The sequence below is a fragment of the Sorangium sp. So ce426 genome, assembly GCF_051475585.1.
Lineage (GTDB): Bacteria > Myxococcota_A > Polyangia > Polyangiales > Polyangiaceae > Sorangium > Sorangium cellulosum_B.
Genome location: NZ_CP150341.1, coordinates 12,711,066 through 12,728,913 on the forward strand (window position 1 = coordinate 12,711,066; position 17,848 = coordinate 12,728,913).

16 protein-coding genes are annotated in these 17,848 nt (G+C 70.1%); 6 read left to right on the forward strand and 10 right to left on the reverse strand.

Going from position 1 to position 17,848, the window contains the following annotated elements; all coding sequences use genetic code 11:
- The first annotated feature begins 35 nt into the window (after positions 1-35).
- From WMF44_RS47745 to WMF44_RS47755, 3 genes are all read left to right on the forward strand, one after another.
- On the forward strand, positions 36-1,046 hold the full coding sequence (locus tag WMF44_RS47745; protein ID WP_437296704.1) for a UDP-glucuronic acid decarboxylase family protein: 1,011 nt from the start codon (positions 36-38) through the stop codon (positions 1,044-1,046).
- A gap of 126 nt (positions 1,047-1,172) precedes the next feature.
- A complete protein-coding gene (locus WMF44_RS47750) occupies positions 1,173-2,003 on the forward strand; it encodes a DUF4328 domain-containing protein (RefSeq protein WP_437296705.1) in 831 nt (276 codons plus the stop codon).
- A 182-nt stretch (positions 2,004-2,185) separates the two neighbouring features.
- On the forward strand, positions 2,186-2,917 hold the full coding sequence (locus WMF44_RS47755) for a hypothetical protein (protein WP_437296706.1): 732 nt from the start codon (positions 2,186-2,188) through the stop codon (positions 2,915-2,917).
- 7 nt (positions 2,918-2,924) lie between these two features.
- On the opposite strand, the gene WMF44_RS47760 is transcribed toward WMF44_RS47755, so the two are convergent.
- From WMF44_RS47760 to WMF44_RS47785, 6 genes are all read right to left on the reverse strand, one after another.
- On the reverse strand, positions 2,925-3,608 hold the full coding sequence (locus WMF44_RS47760; protein WP_437296707.1) for an aspartate/glutamate racemase family protein: 684 nt from the start codon (positions 3,606-3,608) through the stop codon (positions 2,925-2,927).
- Positions 3,609-3,723: 115 nt separating this feature from the next.
- Positions 3,724-4,254: an SMI1/KNR4 family protein gene (locus tag WMF44_RS47765; protein WP_437296708.1), complete on the reverse strand. Its 531-nt coding sequence runs from the start codon at positions 4,252-4,254 to the stop codon at positions 3,724-3,726.
- Between the two features lie 71 nt (positions 4,255-4,325).
- Entirely contained in the window at positions 4,326-4,922 is a 597-nt protein-coding gene (locus WMF44_RS47770; RefSeq protein ID WP_437296709.1) for a DUF4291 domain-containing protein, read from the reverse strand.
- Positions 4,923-4,978: 56 nt separating this feature from the next.
- Positions 4,979-5,824, reverse strand: coding sequence for an N-acetyltransferase (locus tag WMF44_RS47775; RefSeq protein ID WP_437296710.1), 846 nt, complete (start codon positions 5,822-5,824; stop codon positions 4,979-4,981).
- 131 nt (positions 5,825-5,955) lie between these two features.
- A complete protein-coding gene (locus WMF44_RS47780) occupies positions 5,956-6,294 on the reverse strand; it encodes a hypothetical protein (protein ID WP_437296711.1) in 339 nt (112 codons plus the stop codon).
- 150 nt (positions 6,295-6,444) lie between these two features.
- Positions 6,445-7,497 (reverse strand): LysR family transcriptional regulator, encoded by a 1,053-nt coding sequence (locus tag WMF44_RS47785; RefSeq protein WP_437296712.1) that lies wholly within the window; start codon positions 7,495-7,497, stop codon positions 6,445-6,447.
- Here WMF44_RS47785 and WMF44_RS47790 point away from each other — a divergent pair.
- Entirely contained in the window at positions 7,470-8,717 is a 1,248-nt protein-coding gene (locus tag WMF44_RS47790) for an MFS transporter (RefSeq protein WP_437296713.1), read from the forward strand. The genes WMF44_RS47785 and WMF44_RS47790 overlap by 28 nt on opposite strands.
- A gap of 111 nt (positions 8,718-8,828) precedes the next feature.
- Here WMF44_RS47790 and WMF44_RS47795 read toward each other — a convergent pair whose 3' ends face one another.
- Entirely contained in the window at positions 8,829-9,263 is a 435-nt protein-coding gene (locus tag WMF44_RS47795) for a fosfomycin resistance glutathione transferase (RefSeq protein WP_437296714.1), read from the reverse strand.
- A 643-nt stretch (positions 9,264-9,906) separates the two neighbouring features.
- On the opposite strand from WMF44_RS47795, the gene WMF44_RS47800 reads away from it, so the two are divergent.
- Entirely contained in the window at positions 9,907-12,351 is a 2,445-nt protein-coding gene (locus WMF44_RS47800; RefSeq protein WP_437296715.1) for a cellulose binding domain-containing protein, read from the forward strand.
- A gap of 30 nt (positions 12,352-12,381) precedes the next feature.
- Here the strand turns inward: WMF44_RS47800 and WMF44_RS47805 are convergent, their stop codons facing one another.
- Positions 12,382-13,578 (reverse strand): FAD-dependent monooxygenase, encoded by a 1,197-nt coding sequence (locus WMF44_RS47805; protein ID WP_437296716.1) that lies wholly within the window; start codon positions 13,576-13,578, stop codon positions 12,382-12,384.
- Between the two features lie 195 nt (positions 13,579-13,773).
- Between WMF44_RS47805 and WMF44_RS47810 the strand changes: the two genes are divergently transcribed.
- Positions 13,774-14,355 (forward strand): hypothetical protein, encoded by a 582-nt coding sequence (locus tag WMF44_RS47810; protein ID WP_437296717.1) that lies wholly within the window; start codon positions 13,774-13,776, stop codon positions 14,353-14,355.
- A 94-nt stretch (positions 14,356-14,449) separates the two neighbouring features.
- Here WMF44_RS47810 and WMF44_RS47815 read toward each other — a convergent pair whose 3' ends face one another.
- Both WMF44_RS47815 and WMF44_RS47820 read right to left on the reverse strand, forming a co-directional pair.
- Positions 14,450-15,826 carry an AAA family ATPase gene (locus WMF44_RS47815; protein WP_437296718.1) on the reverse strand — a complete coding sequence of 459 codons (1,377 nt, stop codon included), beginning with the start codon at positions 15,824-15,826 and terminating at the stop codon, positions 14,450-14,452.
- A 156-nt stretch (positions 15,827-15,982) separates the two neighbouring features.
- Positions 15,983-17,665: a DEAD/DEAH box helicase gene (locus WMF44_RS47820; protein WP_437296719.1), complete on the reverse strand. Its 1,683-nt coding sequence runs from the start codon at positions 17,663-17,665 to the stop codon at positions 15,983-15,985.
- Positions 17,666-17,848 lie beyond the last annotated feature (183 nt).

Consider the following 17,848-nt stretch of genomic DNA (forward strand, 5'->3'; position numbering starts at 1 on the left):
ACGAGGGGCGGTGTTGCGACGACGGAGGTGTTCCTATGGGTGACGCGAACGGGAGGACGGTGGGGAGCGGCATGCGCGTCCTGGTGGCGGGGGGCGCCGGCTTCATCGGCTCGCACCTGTGCGAGCGGCTCCTCGCGGACGGCCACGAGGTCATCGCGCTCGACGATTTCTCGACGGGATCGCCGGCCAACGTGGCTCACTTGATGCGCAACAGCCGCTTCTGGCTCGTCGAGCACGACGTGGCCCTGCCGTTCGATTACGAGGTCGACAGGGTCTACCACCTGGCGTCGCCGGCGAGCCCTGCGCGCTGGCGGGGCGATCCGGTGCGCTCCACGATCACGAACGTGATGGGCACGCTGCACGCGCTCCTGTGCGCCGAGCGGCACGGCGCGCGGCTCTTGCTGGCGTCGTCGAGCGACGTGTACGGCGATCCCGAGGTCGACCCGCAGCCGGAGAGCTACCTCGGGCGGGTGGACCCGGTCGGGGTGCGCGCCTGTTACGACGAGGGCAAGCGCTGCGCGGAGTCGCTGGTGATGGCCTTTCACCGCCAGGGGCGGGCGTCGGGGCGGATCGCGCGGATCTTCGACACGTACGGGCCGCGGATGGCGATCGACGACGGGCGCGCGGTGAGCAATTTCATCGCCCAGGCGCTCCGGGGAGAGGAGCTGACCGTCCACGGCAATGGGTCGCAGGCGCGGAGCTTCTGTCACGTCGACGACCTGGTGGAGGGGTGTTTGCGGCTGATGGAGCACCCGTCGGAGGTGGGGCCCGTCAACCTGGGCAATCCGGTGGAGGTGACGGTGCTCGAGCTGGCGCAGGAGATCGTGCGGCTCACGGGGAGCGCGAGCCGGATCGCGTACCGCCCGCTGCCGGAGGGTGATCCGATGCGGCGGCGCCCGGCGATCGACCTGGCGCGGCGGGCGCTGGGGTTCGAGCCGCGGGTGCCGCTCCGGCAGGGGCTCTATGCGACGATCCAGAGCTTCCGGCGCGCGCTGGCGGGGCTCGACGAATGCGCGCGGCGCGGGGAGCCGGCGATGGCGAGCTGACGGATCGCCGCCCTGCGATGGCGGTGTCGGGGGCGGCGCGGGCGCCTCGAAGCGCACGATCACCACGTGTGTTCCTCGGCCACGTCGCTTGCGATGCGGCGCGTCAGGCTGGTAGCCTCGCTCATCGTGAGCGGCTGGGCAGAAGCTCGGGAGGGGTGGAGCCGCGATGTCCGCGTCGTGCGCCGGCGCGCTCGTGTCGCGATGGCGGGGCTGATCGCGATGGGGGCGGTGGCGGCGTTCACGGCGCTGACCGGCGCCTGGCACATTGTCTTGCTGGGCTCGACGGACGTCTCGGCATCGACGTGGCGGCTTGCCAACACGCTCCGTGAGGTCGGGGGTTTGCTCGAGCTGGGGCTCGGGCTCGTTGCTGGCGTGGTGTTCCTGCGCTGGCTCGCCCGGGCTGTCGCGCTGGCGGGCGAGCTGGATCCCGTGCGGGGGTTTTCCTGGACGCCGTCCGAGGCGGTCCTGGGATTCTTCATTCCCGTCGTGAACCTGGTGCAGCCGTACAGGGTGCTGCGCGATCTCCACGACGGCCTCGCCCCGGACGCCGTGCCCGAGCCTGCGCCGCGTCCTCTCCTGGACGGCGGGGGTGGTTACCGGCGCGTCGAGATGGCGCACGCCCCGCGGGCGGGCGCGGTGCACCATGCCGCGCTCGGCGCGTGGTGGGGGTGTTATGTCGCGAGCCGCGGCCTCGGGTGGCTGGCCTCTACCATGCCGGATCTGACGGTGGCGGAGTTCATCCGGTCCCGTTATGCGTTCATTGCGTCCGACGCGGCGTCGATCGCCGCTGCGTGGCTCGGGGTGCGGATGATCCGGGCGATCGACAGCCGGGTCGCGGAGCGCCATCGACGGCTGGCGTACGCTTCCGAAGAGGAGCTCGACCAGCTCCTCGTGGAGCGCGATCTCCAGCTGCGGCGGGACATGGCGAAGATCGCCGACTTCGACGATCCCGAGTAGGGCCCGCGCCTCCTGGCCGAGATCTCGCTCGGCGCAAACCGGGCGACGCCGACCTTGTCCATCGGTCTTCACCAGCGTACCGGGGTCCAGTCGCAAGCGCCAGGAGGCCACCGGGAGCGAGGCTGCGGCGCTCGCTGGCGCGCTGGGTTATACAGTTGACAAAGCGTGCGCGTGGGGGAGCAATGATCGCATTCCGTGTCTCGGTCAATGGAGCGAAGGTCTGCACCGCGGGCGTCGGCGCGGTCGGCGTTCTGACGATCATCGTCACGCGGCACGCCGGCTTTCCGGAGGCGCTGCTCCGGGACGACGACGTGAGGGTCTACGGGTTGGCCTCCGACCGGCGAGAGTTTTTTGTGTGGCCTTCCCGCGCGCTCAGGGTCGGGGACGAGATCGGGATCGAGGTCCTCGACGCCGACACCGTCGACCCCCCCTTGAAACGCACGCCGTGCGGCGAGTCGTATCGCGCCACGCTGCTCCGCCAGGTCCGCACCGCGCTGGGCGCGGTCGCCGGGCCGATGCTGCGCGATCCACGAGGGCAACTCGCGACCCTCTCCCGGAGCGCCCGGGACCTTCTCTCGAGGACCGCGACCGCGATGGCGCGCCGCGCCCTTCGTCCGCCTGGCGCGCGCGCAGAGCGCGCCGTCCTCGTCGAGCTGAACTCGCGGCGAATCTGTGTCGCGGGGGTGCCGCGCCGTGGTCACGTGATGTCCTTGATCACCTGGGCCGCACCTACGCGAAGCGACGTCCCCAGCCATTTCTGGTTCTCGGTCTACGGGCGGGACGCCCGCACGGACGAACGCCTGGACTGGGGCCGTCCGGCGCTGGCCGTCGGCGACCATATATCCATCCGATTTGCCCGTTCGAGAGAGCACGACGCGCCCACGCGGCGCCGTGGCCGCCCGCTGGCGCGGTAGATGTCGCTCATGGCTCTTCGCGGCGCTGGGCCGCATCGTGTCGCGCTCTCGAACGATACCTCGACACGGCAGCCTCCACGCCTGATCTCGAGCTGCTCAGAACGGGAATTCCGAGGTGCCGGACCAGCTCGGCCGCGGGGGCCATCGAGGCCTGAGCCAGGAGCACGAGATCGCCCGGGAGCGCCGTCGCCTCGATCGTCCTGGCGATCTCGCCGGCATAGCCGGGAGAGTCACCCCTCTCGAAGAGCCGCCATGCGCGCCCGCACAGGACTTCGACGACGTCGATCGAGCGACCCGCGCCGGAGGCTATCTGACGCAGCAGCGCCCCGGTGGGCTGAAAGGTGCTCTGGAGCGCGGCCACGACGAGGATCCGGCGGCCGCTCGCGACGGCTTGCTCGGCCATCGGGCGATCGATCCGCATCACGAGGCAGTCCGAGACGGCGACGGCCTCCGCGACGCCGCCGAGGGTCGAGCAGGTGCACACGATGACCCTCGCGCCCTCGTTCGCGAGCGCCTGCACGACCGTGGCGGTGGCCGAGCGGATGCCGTCCGTGATCGCGCCGGCCGCAAGCGCATCCGCAAGGAGGCTCTGCTGGACCTCATGCCGGACCGGGATCGCGTCGTCTGCGTCCCGAACCAGACGGCTGAACGTCTCGACGTGAACGCGGGAAGTATGAAGAAATGCGAGCATGTTTCTCGGTGTCCGGAAGGTTCAGGGCTCGCCGGTGTGAGGGACCCATGTTCGTGGATGCAGAGCCATACCATCCCGCTGCCGGAACATCACGCTGTGCGGCGTTGGGGGCTCCCTATCCGTTGGCATCCACGAGGTCGCTCCAGAAGCGGATCCTGCGAATGCCTCCGCTGGCGGCGTCGACGGGAGACGGTCGGCGAAATTCGCGGCGCAGGTACGTCGCGAGATCGCTGCCGTAGCAAATGATGTCGGTCTGGTAGACCGAGAAGACGGGGTTTCCGGCGAGCACCGGCTCCGCCGGAATGTAGCGGTGGCCCGCGACGGGAATCAGGCGGGGCGCCTCTGCGACCGTGGCCCGAGCGATCTGCGACGCTTCTGGCAGCTCCGGAGGACGAGCGCCCCACGCGTCCAACCAGAACCCGTTGTGCTCGATGTCGAACGCGATGCCTTCGAAGGGCCAGTCGAGCCGCCGGCGAATCTCCGTCGAGTGTGGCTCCCGCCAGTCGGGAAAGCGCTCGCCCGCCGGGAGCCCCTCCGAGAGAAAGGAGCGTAGATCAGGCGGAAACCTGGCGCCAATGACAGACTCGGCCCGGTCGAACTCGGATTGCGTCAGACCGGGGGCAATCGTGATACCCGCGTCGATCAAGATCTGGAGCTCCGCTCGCCAGTCCATCCGCCTCTCCCGTCTGCTCGATGAGCCAGTTCGTCGATGGCGCGTCATGGGTCGATGAGCAGCCGCCTGGCGATCCTCTCGTCAACGGCGTAGGGCCTCTCGCGCGGCAGCGACTTCGCCGCGCTGTCCGCGTGACCGGCCTGAATCTGCTGGTACATCTTCCTGACCAGTGGAGTTCGATCCTCGATGGCGACGACCCAGCTCTCTGCATACTCGCGAATGAGATCGCGGCCGACGCCGACCTGGATGCTGTAGCAAGGCAGCGGGCCGCCTCGCAGGTTGCGCTCGGTATCCCATTGAATGTGGACCTTGGCTCCGGCAAACGCCTTGCTCCACTCGTCCGGCGAGCGAAACACCGTCGCTTCCGGCGAGGTGAGGACGGCGAGGGAGAGCGCCTGCTCCCAGCCCGTCCGCCGGATGCGGACGGCGAGGATCCGCTCCTGCCCGGCCTTGCGCCCCCAGTTGCTGCGGTGCATGAGCCAGAGAAACGACGGCTTGATCCATGTCATGCGACCGAACGAGAACGGGGCGACGAAGCGCTGGGCAGCGAGCGCAGGCTCGGCGATGGCCGGCGCGTAGGCCTGGTACATGACGATGGTCTCCGCGTCGTAGTCCGCTCGGATCTCGTGAAGCTTCGGCATGCAATCCACTCTTCGCGATCGCTATGGTCTGACGGGAGGTTACCCCCGAAGACGGCTCAGGCGAACGACTTGATGAGCATCGCTTGCGAATAGACGGCCACGAGGCCCGCGCGCTCCAGGTTGCGCTGCGAGGTGCTCCCCGCCTCGGCCACCGAGTAGGCGAGGTCGCACCCCGCGTCGCGGGCGTAGGGGAGGCGGGCGTCGATGAGGGCGCGCTGCACGCCCCGGCCGCGGTGGGCCGCGAGTGTGCCTCCGGCAAACAAGAGGGCGACTCGCTCGTGCACGTAGACCGCGCCGACGCCGGCGACGGGGCCGGCGCCTGTGGCTGACGATGCCAGGAAGTACGCCGCCCCGGGCACGTGGAAGCCCGCCTCGAAGATGTCGGCCCGATCGGACGGAGGCTCACCCGGGGTGGCGAAGGCGGAGAGCGAGGCCGCGACCCACGCCGAGGCGTCCTCGCGCGCGGCGCGCCGCACGACGAGGCCGCCGTGCGTGGCCGGCTCAGGAGCGTGGGCCTCGACGGCGGGGGCGAGGTGGCGCACGAGCACGGTGTCGAGCGAGTCCAGGCGGAAGCCGCGCTCCCCGAGCCGCGCGAGCAGCGAAGGGTGGGCAAAGGGCGAGACAAGGATGCGCGCCGCGGTGCCGCGCGAGGCGAAGAAGTCCTCGAGCGCCTCGACGTCGCGCGCCTCGACCGGGCCGTTCAACCCGAGGCCGACCGCGCGCGAGAGCCGGGCGTGGGGCGCCACGAACGCGGCGCGACCGCCGGCGATGGCGGCGAAGGCGGCGCGCCGGGCCGGGACCCGCGCGGCGACCTCGCGCGCGAGCGCCTCGATTTTCGCGGCCTCGGTGGCCTCGAGCCGGGCGGACAGGGCCTGATCGACGAAGACGGGTCGGGGCGTCATGCGGGAAGGATAGCGCCGGAGACTGCGGCGCGGACGCTCACCGCGGCCCGGCGGTTCGGCGGCATCGTGCTGCCTCGCCCGAACAGGACCTCGACGGCATCGATCGAGCGCTCCGCATCAGAGGTGTACGGTCAGCGTTCTGGAAGCGTGCGCTGTGCCCAGTCGACCGCGTAGGCCTGGGCATCCTCCACCTCCAAAGGCACGGCAGTCCAGGCGCCGATGGCAGCGCCGACCTCGAACTCCAGCTGGTCTTCAGCGTTCTCGCGGCATTCGTGCCATGTGTCGCCAGCGAAGACGCCGTCCCGTGTGAAGCGGTAGAGGAGCGCTGGTCCGCCGTCGAGGACCTCCATCAAGACGACTTCGGCCGGCGGCATCCGCTGACCTGCACCCCCGAGCGTGCCAGCGGTGGGGCGAGTGCCAGGTTCACCCCGCAGGGGACCAACATGCGCGACCAGGCGAAGCTTGGACATGGAGCGAACCTCTCGGAGCCGCCGAACATCCTAGAGCGACAAACGGGTTGAAACCCCTGAAAAGAGCAGGAATTTGAGCCGCCAAGCGCGCCAAGGACGCCAGGATTGTGTTTGTTCTTGGCGTCCTTGGCGCGCTTGGCGGCTCATTGCTCAGCCGCGCCGCGCCGCCGCGCCGTCGACCACCGCCGGCACGGACTCCCGCATCACCTCGATGAAGCGACGCAGCCGGGCCGGATAGAAGCGGGCATGGGGATAGACCAGGTGGACCGGCAGCGGATCCGCTTGCCACGACGGCGCGAGGTGCAGCAGCCGCTTCTGCGCCAGGTCGTCGGTCAACAGCCAGGACGACGCCACGCAGACGCCCAGCCCCATCAGCGCGGCGCTGCGCAGGGCATACAGGCTGTCGGTGCTCATGCGCGGGCGGATCGCGAGCTCGACCCGCTCTCCGCCCGACGCGTGGGTCAGCGTGATCGTGTCGCGGTAGTAGGTGCGCAACGCCAGCCAGGGCATGTCGGCCAGGTCCGATGGATGAGCCGGCCGCGCGGCCCGGCCCAGCACCGAGGGCGCGGCGGCCACGATGCGCGGCACCTCGGTCAGGCGGATCGCCACCACGGCCGGATCGGCCACCGCGCCGACAAGGATCGCGCAGTCGATGCCGTCGGCGATGAAGCTCGGCTGCCCGTCGTGCAGCAGCCACTCGACCGAGACGCGCGGGTAGCGGCGCAGGTAGTCGGCCAGCGGCTTGACCAGCTGGCGCTGGCCGAACGCGTGCGGCACGACCACCCGAAGCGTCCCGTCGGGCTGGTCGCGGTCGCCTCGCATGTCCGACGTGAACGCCTCCAGGCTGGCCAGCAGCGCCTTGGCGCGCTCGAAGCACCGCTCGCCGTCCTCGGTCAGCTTCATCGTGTGCGTGGAGCGCTGCAGCAACGGCAGGCCCAGCGAGCGCTCCAGCGCCTGCAAGCGCCGGCTCACGGTGGGCTGCGTCGTCCCCAGCAGGGTGGCCGCGGCCGACAGGCTGCCGGCCTCGACGATCCTCACGAAGGTCTGCAGCAAGCCGATGTCGTCCAGCGACGAGGGCGAGGGAGGTGCCGGCCTGGTCATACGCCGACGGTATAACCATCGTGCGATCCATGCCACTACAGCGCAGGAGCGACGCTTCCTAACCTTGCTGTACCATGCACGCCATTCCGTTGACGCATACACCCCCCGCCACCCAGCCGCTGCCCGCCGCGTCCGCGCCACCGCTGCCCGCCGCCCTGGTGCTGCTGCTGGCCACCGGCGCGGGCCTGGCCGTGGCCTCGATCTACTACAGCCAGCCCATGCTCGGCGTGCTGGGGGCCGAGATCGGCGCCTCGGACCGCGCGCTCGGCCTCGTGCCCACGCTCACGCAGCTCGGCTATGCGCTCGGCATCCTGCTGCTCGCGCCGCTCGGTGACCGCTACGACCGGCGGCGCATCATCCTGGCCAAGGCTGCCTTGCTGGCGGGCGCGCTGCTGCTCGGCGGCGCCGCGCACGCGATCGGCACGCTGCTGGTCGCCAGCCTGATCACCGGCCTGGCCGCGACGTTGGCGCAGGACATCGTGCCCGCCGCCGCGACGCTGGCCCCGGAGGCGCACCGGGGCAAGGTGGTCGGCACCGTGATGACCGGCCTCTTGCTGGGCATCCTGCTGTCGCGCGTGATCAGCGGCTTCGTGGCGGAGAATTTCGGCTGGCGCGCGGTGTTCGTGGCCGCCGCGGCCAGCATCGCCCTGCTCGGCGCGGCGATGTGGCGCAGCCTGCCGCGCTTCGAGCCGACAACGCGGCTGAGCTACGCCGCGCTGCTCGGCTCCCTGGCCGACCTGTGGAAGCGCCACGGCGCCCTGCGCCGCGCGACGCTGGCCCAGGGGCTGCTGTCGGTGGGGTTCAGCGCGTTCTGGTCCACGCTCGCCGTGATGTTGCACGGCGCGCCGTTTCATCTCGGCAGCGCGGTGGCGGGCGCCTTCGGCCTGGCCGGGGCGGCCGGCGCGGTGGCGGCGCCCCTGGCCGGCCGCATCGCCGACCGCAGCGGGCCCGAACGGGTGACGCGCATGGGCGCCGCCCTCTCGTTCGTGGCCTTCGCTGCCATGGCGCTGTCGCCCATGCTGTCGGTGCATGGACGGCTGTGGCTGCTCGGCGCCAGCGCCGTCGCCTTCGACCTCGGTATCCAGGCCGCGCTGGTGGCGCATCAGACCATCGTTTATGGCCTCGAGCCCGGCGCGCGCAGCCGTGTCAACGCCGTGCTCGTCGTCGGCATGTTCGTCGGGATGGCCTCCGGCGCCGCGCTGGGCAGCGTGCTCTTCGCCCGGTGGGGCTGGCTGGCGGTGACGGCCCTCGCCTCGTCGGCGGCGGCCAGCGCGCTCCTCGTCCGACTCTGGCCGGCGACGCGCCCGTCTTCGAGCGCGTGACGGCTCACGACAGCCGACGTGCTCCTGTCCTTCAGCCCTGCTTTGGCCAGCGACATCCGCGCGACGTCCCCTTCTGTACCTCGACGATGTCGAGCGCCGCGTGGTGATCGCTCAGCGCGCCGGCGCCTCGCTCTCTCCGTCGTCGAAGAACTCCATCCCTTCATAGGGGGTTTCGCGGCAGGACGTAAGGCGCGTCCGGAGGTCGCCGACGCGGATCTCGAGCTTGTGGCCGTCGGGGTCCTCGAAGTAGAGCGATGCCCCTTCGGAGCGGTTCTCTTTCCAGATCCGGGCCCCGCTCAGGTGAATGGCCTCGCCCAGGGAGGCGAAGCCCTCTGCATCGACCGAGAACGCGAGGTGCGAGTCGTCGGCCTGCCGCGCGGCGTGCGCGTCGAGCTCCAGACAGAGCCAGAGCGTTCCCAGCTCGAGGTACGCGCCCCTGGCCCACTGCGCTCGCCGCGTTCCCCCGAGCACCTGGACGTAGAACTGCACGGCGCGGTCGAGATCTCGAACCGCGAGGGTCACGTGGTTGATGCCGCCGATCGCCATGGCTCCGGCAGCATAGGCGACAGCGGGCCCGTGCGGGTGTGCTGGATCTGTCGAACCACCCGGTTGACGGACCGGTGCGGGGAGGGCGAGCGTCGAGCCCCGGCGCGGCCTCGCCTCTTCACGGCGCGTCGCGCCGCCGGCGGACGCCCGGATGCAATGAGCTTCATGCTTCTTTACATTATTTCACACGATAGTTTTCGAAATTAAACCACGAGTCGCCGAGGGAGCGCCAAGCGCATGACGATCCGTGCTGAAGTCCGGAAGAACCCGACTGGCGCAGGCGTCGAAGGGCGACTATGCAATGCGCCGTCATTGGCCGTCCGGCGATGGGAGAAATGATTCCGCACTGCTGAGCTTGACAGGGCTCCTTTGTTTGCCAATAGCGTTCGTCACACCGAGAGCGACCGCCCTCCGCGCCGGCACGAGCGCGCGGCGTGCGTCGTCAGGTGTGAGCCCCGGTATCACGGCTGAATCACGGCATCGCGCATGCGCATCGGGTCATCCCCGGCGCTTGCCAGGCCATGAATCCGGACGCTAGATCGGTTCAAGTGTCAGCAGATCGTCGTGACGCATGGGGTGGTTCGCCGCCCTGCCGAACGAGGCGCGACGATCAAACGCTTCATCACCAACTTGGGTAAGAACCATGCACAACTTCAGCTTTCAGAGCAGATGGGACACGTGGGTGGCGGCTGCGGCGCTGGCGCTGCTGCCGGCATGCAGCGACGGCTCGACGGAGTCGATCGGCACATCGCAGGCCGCGCTGCAGGGCGCGAACGGGATCAGCGCGGATCGCGTGATCGATTCGCAGTGGGCTCAGGGGTACTGCGCGCATATCGTCGTGAGCAACCAGCACCCGAGCGCCACGACGGGGACGTGGAGCGTCGCGCTCGACGTCGGCCCGGGCGCCATCTTCTCGTCCTGGGATGGCACGTTCAGCGGGACCACGGGTCAGATCACGGTCACACCTCAAGGCAGCAATGCGGCGATCCCCCCGTCGGAGAGCCGCCAGTTCGGGTTCTGCGCCAGCATCCCGAGCCAGGGGATCGAGCCGGTCGTGCTGTCGGTGAGCAGCGACCTGCCGCCGATGGGCGGCGGCGTGGCGATCGCGGAGTACAAGTTCCCGGCCGCGATCGACGCGATGGTCAGCCCTGACTACGCGACCGAGCTCTGGGCGTCCTTCTACCGCCCGACGAACCTGGAGGCCGGCCGGCAGTATCCGCTGCTCGTGTTCATGCACGGGAACCACCCGACGTGCGGCACGGGCGTGAATCCTCGTACGGACAACAACAACCAGTATGCCACGACGGGGACGTGCCCGGCGAACTACGTCGTCGTCCCCAACCATCGCGGCTACGACTACATGGCCGAGGACCTCGCCGCGCGCGGCTATTTCGTGGTGTCGATCAACACGAACCGGGGTATCCATGCCGCGTCGGGCTCGCCCAGCGACGAGTTCGTCATCGGGCCGCGCGGACGCCTGCTGCTCCGCCACCTGGAGCGGCTGAGCCGCTGGGACAGCGGCGCCGAGCCGACGCCCCCGGAGCTCGGCGTGGACCTGCTCGATCGCATCGATTTCGACCAGGTGGGCTTGCTGGGGCACTCGCGCGGCGGCGAGGCCGTGCGGTTCGCCTACAACGAGTACCGCCGGAGCGGCAGCCCCTGGCCGGCGCTGATAGACAGCCCGGTGAGCATCCGCGGGATCTTCGAGATCGGTCCGACCGATCAGGGCCAGGACGGCCAGCGCCTGAACGCCGACCAGACGGCCTGGAACGTGATCCTGCCGGCCTGCGACTGGGACCTGAGCGATCTGCCCGGGATGCGTCCGTTCGATCGCATGATGAGCATCGCCGAGCCGGAGCCCCTCTCCAAGTCCTTCTATCATGTGTGGGGCGCCAATCACAATTACTACAACAGCGAGTGGCAGCTCGCGGACGGGAACAGCGGCGGGATCACGGGCTGCATCGACCATGAGGAGCTCTTCGAGCCGCTGGAGTATGGCTCGCCGGCGCAGCGTGAGACGGGTCGCCTGGCGGCCGTTCAGTTCTTCACCGCCAACGTGGGCGCGGAGCGCGACGAGGCCGCGAACGCCCTGTTCGACCCCGCCTTCCCCTTTCCGGACGTCCCGTACCGCGTTCGCCGCGGCTACCACCCGGGCGGCGGCTCCGCCGACAGCCTGATGCTCGAAGACTTCATCAATCCGACAGGCACGAGCTCCTACGGGCTGCCGAACACCACCGGCGGCACCCTTTCGGTGGAGCACACGGCCCTGAGCGGGCACGATCCGTCGCTCTCGGGCGCCTGGATCCACGACGTGGCCGCGGGCAGCGCGACGTTCTTCCAGTCGAACTGGTCCTCCGCCGGCACGGGCTTCGATCTCACGGGGTACGACTTCCTCGATCTTCGCGCCGACCGCGGCTGGGGCTCCGACCCGACCGAGGCGTCGTTCCTCGTGGAGCTCGTGAACGCCGACGATACCCGGTCGAGCGCCATCGCCATCGATGAGTTCCTGGAGCTCGGTCCACCGCCGCGCGCCGGCACCACGCTGCCGACCGCGCGCATTCCGCTGTCCTCGTTCAGCGGCGCCACGCTCGCGTCGGTGCGCGGGGTTCGTCTGACCTTCACCACCCCGCTCGACGGAAGCAGCCTGTACCTGGCGAACATCCGCGCGACCCGCGCCACCACCGAGGCCCTGGCGGCTTCGGGGCAGCTCGCCTCCATCGCGTCGAGCGCGGCGCCGCCCAGCGCCCGTGCGCGCGCCGCCGGTGCGACCCTCCCCGAGCAGCGGCGGATCACGGCGGGCAATGCCATCCAGAGCGTGAGGCGCAGCGGGTCCGACGCTGTCGAGCTCACGCTCACCAGCGCCGAGTTCTTCGATCTCCGCGCCACCAACCTGGTGCTCACCGTCGGCGCCGAGCGAAGCACCGCGGCTCGCCATCCGAACGGCGATCTCCACACCGTTCAATTCCTGCTCCCGCGCGCCGCCTTCGACCGCCTCGCCGCGCAGGAGCCGGTGAGGGTCGACTACGGTCCGGGCTCCTCCGTGGCCTGGCACTTCGGGCACCTCGACAAGACGGCGCTCGCTCCGTGAGTCGCGGCGAGTTCTGCTGCCATGCGGCAGTCAGCCTCCGTTCGAGTAATCGGGGAGCTCGATCTTGTCGGCCGCGGAGGAGCCGAACCACCCCTCGCGGCGCTGCAACAGGGGAGTGGAAGCGAGCCAGAGCACCCGGTGGAGGAGCGAAACCCCGAGCCTCGACGTCGGGTGCGCGATCCAGGGGACGCCTGGCGGGAGCTTCTGGGCCAGGTCGACATGGGGGCGCATGAGCTTCTCATAGGCCGCGAAGGCGTCTCGATGGCCGGCGTGCCGCGACAGCTCTCCCGCGAGCACGTAAGCGCCGACGAGAGAGAGGCTCGCGCCCATCCCGCTGACCGGCGACGGGCAGTACGCGGCGTCACCCACGAGCGCGGCGCGACCGTGTGACCAGCGTGGCGCCATGACCTGGCTGACCGCGTCGAAATAGACGTCCTCGGAGTCTGCCAGCGCCGCGAGCACCCGCGGCGATTCCCAGCCGGCGTCGGCATAGACGCGCGCGATGACCGCCTTCTGCTCGGCGACGCTCAACCTTTCATAGCCGCGCGGGGGCGACAGGAACCAGAGCGACGCCCGGGTGGTGCCCGTATTGTCTGGACGCAGGAGGATCGATCGCCCGCCGGGGGCATGGTACCAGCGAGCCCAGGCGCTGTCGGATGCTCCGCGGGGAATCGTGAAGTAGCTGGCATAGAGGTCGAGCGGGCGAATCCTGGGCTCATCCCCGACGATGAGCGCACGGGTTCGCGAGCGGATGCCGTCGGCAGCGACCACGAGGTCGAACTCGCGCGCCGCGCCATGCTCGAAGGAGACAGTCACCCGGTCGCCGTGCTCCCGGAGGCCTGTGATCTGGTCGCCAAAAACATACTCCGTCGTGTCTCGGGTGCGGTCGTAGAGGATCCTGGCGAGGTCACCGCGGAGGATCTCGAGCTCCTTCGTAAACCCACCGGTGTCCGGGGTCTCCGCGGGGAACTCGGCCCTGGTCACGTCGTGCTCGTCCACGAAGCGGAGTCCCAGCTCCCCCGTCGTGGCGGCCCGGATGTCGCCTTCGATCCCCATGCGGCGCACGACCTTCCGCGCCGCGCCCTGGACATCGATGTTCTGCCCGCCGAGCCGGAGCGCGTCGGCGCGTTCCACGACGACGGGGCGGAATCCGTGGCGCGCAAGCCAGAAGGCGAGCGCGGGACCGGCGATGCTCGCCCCCGCGATCAAGACCGTCCGATGTTCCACCGGTGGAGTGTCACCGGGCGCGGGCAGGTGTCAACCCGGTCCGGTCCGACCGGATCCTCACCGCGGCAGGAGCATCGCCGGGCTGGGGCGTCGCGGTCCGCTCGGCGGGTCTCGGGCCCTCGGGTATCCGCGGGGCGTCGCGCGGGCGCTGGCCTGGCGGTGCGTTCGGCCGCCGCTTCGTCTATCCTGGTCGCCATGATCAAGCGCAGCGGGAGCAGCCGAGTCGCGCCGGCGGACGACGTGTTCGCTGCGAGGAAGCGCAAGCCGGTACCGCACGAGTTCGTGCTCGACGCGCTCGCCCCGCTCGGGCCCGAGACGCGGCCGATGTTCGGCTGCCTGGCGGTCTATGTGGAGGACAAGATCGTCCTCGTCCTGCGCGACAAGCCCGCGCCCGCGCAGGACAACGGCGTCTGGCTCGCCACGACGGCGGAGCACCACGCGGCCCTGCGCCCCGAGTTTCCGAGCATGCGAAACATCGCGGTGCTCGGGAGCGGGGTGACGGGCTGGCAGGTGCTCCCGGCGGAGGCGCCCGATTTCGAGGAAGCCGCGCTGCGGGCCTGCGCGCTCATCGAGGCGGGCGATCCGCGCATCGGGAAGGTGCCGGGAGAGCGGCGGAAGCGGGGCGAGGCGCCGGCGAAGCGGGCGGTGAAGAAGGCGCCGGCGAAGAAGACGCCGGCGAAGAAGGCGGCTGCGAAGAAGGCGCCGGCGAAGAAGGCGCCAGCGAAGAGGGCGGCTGTGAAGCGGGGCGGGAAGGCGACCGCAAAGAGGGGAGCTTGAGCGCCCGCGGCCCGAGTTCCTTCGTTAGGTAGCTGTCGGTCATCATCGCGCGCCGCGAGGGGCCGTGCCGATTGCGATGGCCGGCCAATCACCCTCATTCGATCATCTTCTGCGCCGCGAGCAGGCTCTTCGTGAGGCCGCCTCCGCACAGCACGAGCTCCCGGATCGCGTCGTCGAGGTGCCGATCGTCCACCACGATCTCCTGCCCCTCTTCGGCGGCGAAGACCGCCGCCTTGCGAAGCAGCTCGCGGATGAAGGCGCCGCTCGCCCCCTCGGTGCGCGCGATCCACCGGGGCAGATCGACCCCCTTGAGCGTCAGCCCGCGCCCGTAGAGCTCGAACATCCTGCGGCGTCCTTCGCCATCCGGCAGCGGCACCTCGACGGCGAGATCGACGCGGCCGGGTCGGGATGCAAGCGCAGGCTCGAGGATATCCGGACGGTTCGTGGTCAGGAGGAACAGGACGTCAGCGTCTTCCCCGAGGCCATCCATCTCGTTCAGGAGCTCGAAGAGCACCCCATTGCACGACTGGTCCGGCCGCGTGCGATCTTCTGCGACGAGATCCACGTCCTCGAGCACCACGGTGGCGGGTTGGAGGAAGCGCGCCATGGCGCACGATTGCCGGATGAGGCCCTGGGAACGGCCCGTCAGCAAGATGACCGTCCGCCCCTCCATGCGGCTCGCGAGATACATGGCCGTGAGCGTCTTCCCGGTACCCGGAGGCCCGTGCAGCAGAACGCCGCGCTTCAGGTGCCGGCCCGCGGAGAGGAGGGGGCGCGCGTGCTCTGAAATGCGAATCGTACAGCGCTCGATGCGCCGGAGCAGGTCTCCCGGCAGGATGAGGTCCCCCTCTCCGACCTGTCGCAATGGACGGAAGCTCACCCCGATGGCGCTGCGGTCCACCTGGTCGAGCGACACCACCTTGCCGCGGTAGACGTTGCGTTCGAGCATCGTCCGTCGGAGCTTTGCGAGGAAGCGCTCTCCCGCTTCGCGCTCCGGCGCCATGACGCTCACCGTGAGGCCGCCGTCCCATGGTCTTTCGCTGCCGCCGACGAGCACGGCGACGCGTTCGGGGGTGTGTACGAGGAGAAGGCCGCATCGAAGGCACGAGACCTTCTGGCCTTCATCGAGATCGACGGTCTTGTATTCGACGGGGCCGATGGTGGGGCCACCCTCGAACAGGCCCGCCTGCGTCGCGGTGGCGAGCTGCCCGAGCCGAATGCGGTCGTAGGAGTCGCGTCCGATGAGCCCGAGGAGCGCGTGCGATCGTCCCCCCTCTTCCAGCATCGCGTCGAGCGCGACCTGGACGTTCGGACGGTCGTACTCCGGAAAGCTCGCCTCCACGATGGGAAGCGCCGCGGGGTCCAGCGCGAAGTGATCGCGAAGGTTTTTTCTTATGACGGACTCGTCCTTGCTGACGCGCTCGTGGGCGAGCTCGATGAGCTTCCGGAGGACGTTCACGCCGAATGACATGACCGCATGCTACGTCATGCGGTCGCGGGTCGGAAGGCCGAGGCGAAAGCGGGGCGAGGTGCCGGCGAAGCGAGCGGCGATCGGGAAGGCGGCTGCGAAGATGGCCGAGAGCGCGACGGCGAAGCGGGAATCTTGGCGTCGCGATGTAGCTCCGGGTCAGCGCTGCTCGCGCGGCGCGGTGACCCTCGCCCACACCGCGAGGATCATCGCCTGTTCCATGGTGCTCGGCGGGGGATGACCCCTCGGGGGCTCGGCCGGCAGGGGCACGGGGGCCTTTGCTCTGCGCCATGGCGCGTCGTGGCGCGCCGAGGCCCCGGCCGCGGGGCCGCGGCGCGCGACCTCGTAATCGACCGCGGCCACCGCCTCTTCGAGGGTGGAGAAGCGCTCGACCTGCTTGCCGTCCAGCAGGACGTGCCACCGCTTCCCGCGAGCGCCGCGGGCGAGGACGACGACCTCGCTGATCGCGCCGGGCTTCCTCTCGTAGTGGAGCGCGAGCCCGAAGCGGCCGAGAGAGGCCCACGCATTGCGCGAGATGGCCATCACCTCGGGGTCGACGCGGAGGCTCAGCGGATCGAAGTGCGCGGCGCGCTCCTGGATCTCGCGCAGCGTGATGCGGCCCGCCTCGACCTCGAACCCGGGGTAGTCGAAGGTCACCTGCCGAAAGAAGCGGCTCGCCTCCGAAGCGTCCCTGCCCTCGAGATCGAGGTCGCGGGGCATGCCGAAGAGCGAGGGCAGCGTGCACAGCTGGAGCGAGGAGAGGTCGACGAAATCGAGGATGAGGCAATCCTTCTTGCCTGGATGCAGGCGCGTGCCGCGCCCGACGCACTGGGCATAGAGCCCATCCGAGCGGGTGGGGCGGGCCATGGCGATGCAGGAGACGCCGGGGTCGTCGAAGCCCTCGGTGAGGACAGCGACGTTGGTGAGGACCTGGACGCGCTCTTCCCGGAAATCGGCGAGGATCCGGCCGCGGAGGTCGGAGGGCATGTCGCCGTGGACATAGGCGGATCGGACGCCGAGGTGGTTGAGCGCCTTCGAGAGGTTCCTGGCGTGCGCGACCGTGACACAAAAGGCGATGGTGCGTCGGTCGCGGGCGAGCTCTTGAATGGAGCGGGCGACGAGCGCGTTGCGCTCCTCCAGGTCGACGGCCTCCTCGAGCTCGTCCGTGGAGAAGTCGAGGCCGCCGGCGTCGAGGGGGGAGAGGTCGGTGGCGGTGGCGACGCGGTAGCCGGTGAGGGGGGCGAGGTAGCCGTCCGCGATCATCTCGGGGAGGGTGCGGCTGTAGACGATCGCCTCGAAGACATCGTCGAGGCCTTTGCCGTCGCCGCGGGCCGTCGTGGCGGTGAACCCGAGGAGGGTGCCTGTCCACGCGGGGTCGAAGGCGCCGAGCTGGCGGAGGACGCGGCGGTTGTCGTCGGCGGGGGCGTGGTGGCATTCGTCGTAGATCACGAGGCCGATATCGCGGCCGCCGGTGACCTGCGCCAGCCGCTTCTCGTGGAGGGAGCGTATGGAACAGACGATGACGCGCGCGTCCGCCGGGGCGCGGAGCTCGCCCTGCTCGACGGCGACCGTGGCCTGTCCGGCGAGGGCGCGCTCGATCTTGTCCTTGGCCTGGAAGAGGAGCTCTTCGCGGTGCGCGAGGACGAGGACCTGCCGCCTGGCGAGGCGGGCGAGATGGGAGAAGATGACCGTCTTGCCAGCGCCGGTGGGGAGGCACACGACCATGCGCCGGACGCCGCGCCTGCGGGCCGCGAGGACGGCGTCGACGGCAGCGCGCTGGTAAGGGCGAAGGGCGGGCGCGCCGGGGCTCATCGGTGCTGAGGCGGTCGTGGGGGTGGTCATGAGCTCTCGCGCGGGCGCCGCGCACCATAGCCCGGAACCCCTGTCCGTGCTCTCCGGCGATCGGCAGCACCCGCACGCCATGCAACGAGGGGACCTCCTCTCGACGCGGCGCCCTCGAGGAGCCCCGCGGCCGGGCCGATTGGAATTGACATCGACCATGTGGGCGATCACATCTCCATCCGC

What these genes read in the sequence shown, in the direction of transcription:
- WMF44_RS47745 (WP_437296704.1), top strand. Translation starts at nt 36, where the DNA reads ATGGGTGACGCGAACGGGAGGACGGTGGGGAGCGGCATGCGCGTCCTG.
- WMF44_RS47795 (WP_437296714.1), bottom strand. Translation starts at nt 9,263, where the DNA reads ATGGCGATCGGCGGCATCAACCACGTGACCCTCGCGGTTCGAGATCTC.
- WMF44_RS47760 (WP_437296707.1), bottom strand. Translation starts at nt 3,608, where the DNA reads ATGCTCGCATTTCTTCATACTTCCCGCGTTCACGTCGAGACGTTCAGC.
- WMF44_RS47815 (WP_437296718.1), bottom strand. Translation starts at nt 15,826, where the DNA reads ATGTCATTCGGCGTGAACGTCCTCCGGAAGCTCATCGAGCTCGCCCAC.
- WMF44_RS47780 (WP_437296711.1), bottom strand. Translation starts at nt 6,294, where the DNA reads ATGTCCAAGCTTCGCCTGGTCGCGCATGTTGGTCCCCTGCGGGGTGAA.
- WMF44_RS47790 (WP_437296713.1), top strand. Translation starts at nt 7,470, where the DNA reads ATGCACGCCATTCCGTTGACGCATACACCCCCCGCCACCCAGCCGCTG.
- WMF44_RS47820 (WP_437296719.1), bottom strand. Translation starts at nt 17,665, where the DNA reads ATGACCACCCCCACGACCGCCTCAGCACCGATGAGCCCCGGCGCGCCC.
- WMF44_RS47755 (WP_437296706.1), top strand. Translation starts at nt 2,186, where the DNA reads ATGATCGCATTCCGTGTCTCGGTCAATGGAGCGAAGGTCTGCACCGCG.
- WMF44_RS47800 (WP_437296715.1), top strand. Translation starts at nt 9,907, where the DNA reads ATGCACAACTTCAGCTTTCAGAGCAGATGGGACACGTGGGTGGCGGCT.
- WMF44_RS47775 (WP_437296710.1), bottom strand. Translation starts at nt 5,824, where the DNA reads ATGACGCCCCGACCCGTCTTCGTCGATCAGGCCCTGTCCGCCCGGCTC.
- WMF44_RS47770 (WP_437296709.1), bottom strand. Translation starts at nt 4,922, where the DNA reads ATGCCGAAGCTTCACGAGATCCGAGCGGACTACGACGCGGAGACCATC.
- WMF44_RS47810 (WP_437296717.1), top strand. Translation starts at nt 13,774, where the DNA reads ATGATCAAGCGCAGCGGGAGCAGCCGAGTCGCGCCGGCGGACGACGTG.